Below are 3936 nucleotides of genomic sequence, written 5' to 3' on the forward strand. Positions count from 1 at the left end.
CTCCGAACACCTCGAAATCCTGTCGGTCGATGGTCATCTTACCTGAGAAATCCACTTGCTCGTTCTCCGCCCAATCCCGGGAAATGTCGGTGGGTCGATCAAAGGACAAAGTGTCCATTCGAGAGATGCCTTTGACGGTGATCTCACCTATCAAGTCGAAACTGCCATTCTCATAAGGAATCGCTTCAGTGCTGTAGAATGATATATAGGGATGATCCACCGCATCGAACCAGGTGTCTTCTCGCAGAAGATCCTCATCTCTTCGCTCCTGACCGGTATGGATACTGCTCACATCTATAAATACCGTAGCTGAGGTGGCCGCTGGATACTCAGGGTCATAGAAGAGGGTGCCATCGAATACATCGAAACGGCCTCTGACCGGACTGTAGCCGAAGTACTTGATCTTGAATCCCAGATAGGAGTGCTGTTCGTCCATGAAGTAATGATGACCCACCAAAGAACCCGGATTGAAAGACCGAACTGCGGTTGGTTGCGATTCTTCCGGGTTGGCTTCCCTGACACGATCATCAGACTGGCAAGCGGTCAAGAGTACGATGATGGCTATGCAAACATATCTGAGCATGGGTTCAAGGTACATATAGACAGGATTCCAGAAGGATCTATCGGATAAGTGGAGATCAGAGCTCCTTCTTGTAGCGCTCGAGCATCTCTTCATCGCTCTCGGTATTGGGGATGTTCAGTTGATCGGTCAACATCTGTCCGAGCGGTGGGAATTCGCTTCGGTCGATCTGTGTATCGTTATCCCAAAGTCGTGATCGCATGAAGGCCTTTGCACAGTGTAGGAAGACCTCCTCCACATGCACCTGTATGCACGATATAGGAGGATTCTTCTCCGAAGCGAAATGAACCAATAGCTCGGCATCCGTCCGGATTTCTGCATGGCCATTCAGGCGTAAGGTCTCATCCATTCCGGGAATGAGAAAGAGCGATGCGATCCTGCCTGTCTGTAGGATGTTGGTCAAGCTATCCAGTCTGTTGTTTCCCTTGGCATCAGGGACCAGCAGGGTCTGCTCATCGACTACGTGTATGAATCCCGGCCTTCCCCCACGAGGCGATGCATCCAGTCGTCCCGATGAGTCATAGGTGGCAATGATGGCAAATGGGCAGCGCTGGATGAAGCGGGTAGCATGAGGGTCCAGCCGAGGTAGGCACTTCTTAGCGGCCCGCTCCGAAGGCTGTTTGTACAATGCGCGCAATTCCTGCTCTGTTTCTATCTTCATGATTGCGCTACGCTTTTTCCTTCTTCAGCAAAGGCCTTGAAATTGGTCAGGTATTTCATGGACTGTTTCTTGAACATACCCGGCATGAGCCATCCCATGACTTTCATGAATCCTTTGAATTTGAACTCGACATCCCCTTCCCACCGAGTCCGATCTGGTCCTAATTCGATGAATCTGTTCTGCACTAGGTTCCAGGTGCCGTCCATCTCATAGGTGCCATCGAATCTCTCGGGGAGATCCTTATGGGTTATGGTCTCCAGTAAAGTGATCTCCCGCTTGCCTAATTTGAAATGCAATTCTGTCTTTGACCCTACTTCTCCTGGTTGGCCTTCTATCACATGCATGCTCTCTAATCCTTCCTGCCAGTGATAGGCATTCTCTCCGTTCATGAATAGTTCGATGACCTTGTCACGGGAAAGGTCGAGGTCGATGGCTACGTGATATTTCATATCGAATCAATTGAGGGTTGTAACCGAATTTACAGAAAAGGGAAAGGCCGGGAACGCTATGAGATAGTCCCGGCCTTTACTCTGATCAACCAAACGAACCTATTCTTTGACAATCTTCTTGCTATAGGTCTTTCCGCCTTGTTCTATCTGCAAGAAGTAGTTACCGGCCGGTCTGCGGCTGATATCTATCTCGTTCTCATATCTTCCTTGGAAATCACCAAGCATCTCGAAGTATACCTTCTTGCCTTGGGCATCGAATATCATGAGGTTGAGATCCCCTTGATCGGGTGTTTCGAAACTCAACTCGAAATTGCCATCTCCAGGATTGGGGAAGAAGCGCAAAGCAGCCAAATCAAGGTCATTATCCGTTCTGAGCTTGGGTTCAGCATTCTCGTTGACCTCTTCCAATTCTTCTGAACTGATCTCTTCCATGATGATCACGACCGTACGTGTACGATAGGAGTCTTCGTATTGCTCAGAGAATTCCTCACCGAACTCTTCACCCCAAGCTTCCATCTTCTTCTCCAGTTCCTGCGACCATTCTTCCCAATCCTCTGAATCGAATTCGAAATGGAAGTTCTCTCCGTCTTTGAATCCTTCCAGTTTGATCTCGAGGTCTTCCAGAAGGCTTTCTAGTTTTTCCTCATCGAATTCATAGTGGAAGTCATTGCCTTTCATCCAGAAGTGCGGATTATCTGAGTGGTCTTTTTCACCTACGTCTCCTTTGATCTTCTTGCGTTTACCATTGCGTTGGACAATGATCTCGACCTCTGAACCGGCCTCTGCATCCAATACGGCCTCACGCAGGTCACCGAAACTGCTGATCTCCTCACCGTTGAAAGCTGTGATGATATCATCGACCTGTAGACCCATGTCCTCGGCCGAGGTGCCCTCGATCACTTCGGTCACTTTAGCGCCTCCTCCTTCTTCATAGGTATCTCCATATACACCCAGGAATGCACGTGTCTGGGTATGACACCCTGCCTGAAAGCGGAAGGGCTCGCTCTCTGACTCCTCATCTACGATGACTTCCAGCACGCGCGAATTGCCATCTGAATCGATATCTATGTCTATATCGATACCTTCATCTTCCAAGAATTTCTCAAGATCTTCTATATCATCGATGTCGACTTCACGTTCAGTGACCGTCTCTTCACCATCCACATTCTTACGTATGGTGATCTTCGCCTTCTCTTGGGCCAGGCCCGCTGATGCGATGAATAGGAATGCTGATAGGAAAACTAAGAACTGCTTCATGACCTGATGGGTTTTTGATTGAATCAAAATTAAAGCACATGTCCTGAGAAGCGTGTTAAAATCTGTGAAAGAACGTTAATGGCTGATAAGCGGTAGGCAAGGATATCTTTGGGTTGGTTTTGAGGAAGGTGGTCGCAATCATATCAGTACTTCTGTGCACGCAGATGGTCCTTAGTCAGGATAGTCTCCGGGTAGGATCAGCCGTGGACAAAGGCAAACTGAGCTTGGTCATCGGGACAGAAGCGGTCCTTTATACCGGAACCCTGATCGCACTCGATCGACTGTGGTATCGTGACTTCCCGCGGTCCTCATTCCATCATTTCAATGATAACGCGGAGTGGCTACAAATGGATAAGGTCGGTCATGTGGTGACGGCCTACTACGTGGGTCTGGTGGGAATGGACGCCTTGCGATGGGCCGGGGTCGATGAGGTGAAGTCCAGATGGTATGGAGGGGGCTTGGGATGGTTCTTCCTCTCCTCGGTAGAAGTGCTGGATGGCTTCTCAGACGAATGGGGTTTCTCCAGTGGGGACATGATCGCCAATACCTTGGGCATGGGGATGCTCGTGGCACAGGATGCCGCTTGGCATGAACAACGGGTGATGCTCAAATTCTCTTTCAAACAAACGGACTACGCCCCTCTGCGTCCCGGAACACTCGGGGATGGCTGGAATGAGGAGCTATTGAAAGACTATAATGGGCAGACCTACTGGTTGAGCGCCAATATCCATTCTTTTCTATCCGAAGAAAGTCGCTTCCCGAAGTGGGTGAATCTGGCTGTCGGATATGGCGGAGATGGGATGGTCACTGCTCGTGATGATGCGCTTTTGGTCCATCCGCTTTCTTCCATCTACTACCAGCAACAAAGGCAATTCTATTTCGGCCCGGATCTGGATCTATGGCGCATACCTACTCAGAAGAAAGGCATGAAGACCGTGCTCAAGGCACTCGGATTCATCAAATGGCCCCTCCCGGCCCTCGTGCTGCAG

The 3936-nt window shown here is 49.6% G+C and carries 5 protein-coding genes; 1 reads left to right on the forward strand and 4 read right to left on the reverse strand.

Annotated elements, in window-relative coordinates:
* The 4 genes from HKN79_06315 to HKN79_06330 form a co-directional block, all read right to left on the reverse strand.
* Window positions 1-583, reverse strand: a 583-nt coding sequence (locus HKN79_06315) for a YceI family protein (protein ID NNC83173.1), incomplete at its 3' end; no start/stop codon positions are given.
* Window positions 584-638: 55 nt separating this feature from the next.
* Entirely contained in the window at window positions 639-1244 is a 606-nt protein-coding gene (locus tag HKN79_06320; protein NNC83174.1) for a pyridoxamine 5'-phosphate oxidase family protein, read from the reverse strand.
* Window positions 1238-1690: an SRPBCC family protein gene (locus HKN79_06325; GenBank protein ID NNC83175.1), complete on the reverse strand. Its 453-nt coding sequence runs from the start codon at window positions 1688-1690 to the stop codon at window positions 1238-1240. Before HKN79_06325 ends, HKN79_06320 begins: the two co-directional genes overlap by 7 nt.
* 99 nt (window positions 1691-1789) lie before the next feature.
* Complete coding sequence (locus HKN79_06330) at window positions 1790-2947, reverse strand: PDZ domain-containing protein (protein NNC83176.1); 1158 nt, start codon at window positions 2945-2947, stop codon at window positions 1790-1792.
* Window positions 2948-3111: 164 nt separating this feature from the next.
* Between HKN79_06330 and HKN79_06335 the strand changes: the two genes are divergently transcribed.
* On the forward strand, window positions 3112-3936 hold an 825-nt coding region (locus HKN79_06335; GenBank protein ID NNC83177.1), incomplete at its 3' end, for a DUF2279 domain-containing protein.

It is taken from the genome of Flavobacteriales bacterium (assembly GCA_013001705.1).
Classification (GTDB): Bacteria; Bacteroidota; Bacteroidia; order Flavobacteriales_D; family JABDKJ01; genus JABDLZ01.

Excerpts from the sequence above, each read along its gene's own strand:
- HKN79_06330 (NNC83176.1), bottom strand. The coding sequence starts at position 2,947 with ATGAAGCAGTTCTTAGTTTTCCTATCAGCATTCCTATTCATCGCATCA.
- HKN79_06325 (NNC83175.1), bottom strand. The coding sequence starts at position 1,690 with ATGAAATATCACGTAGCCATCGACCTCGACCTTTCCCGTGACAAGGTC.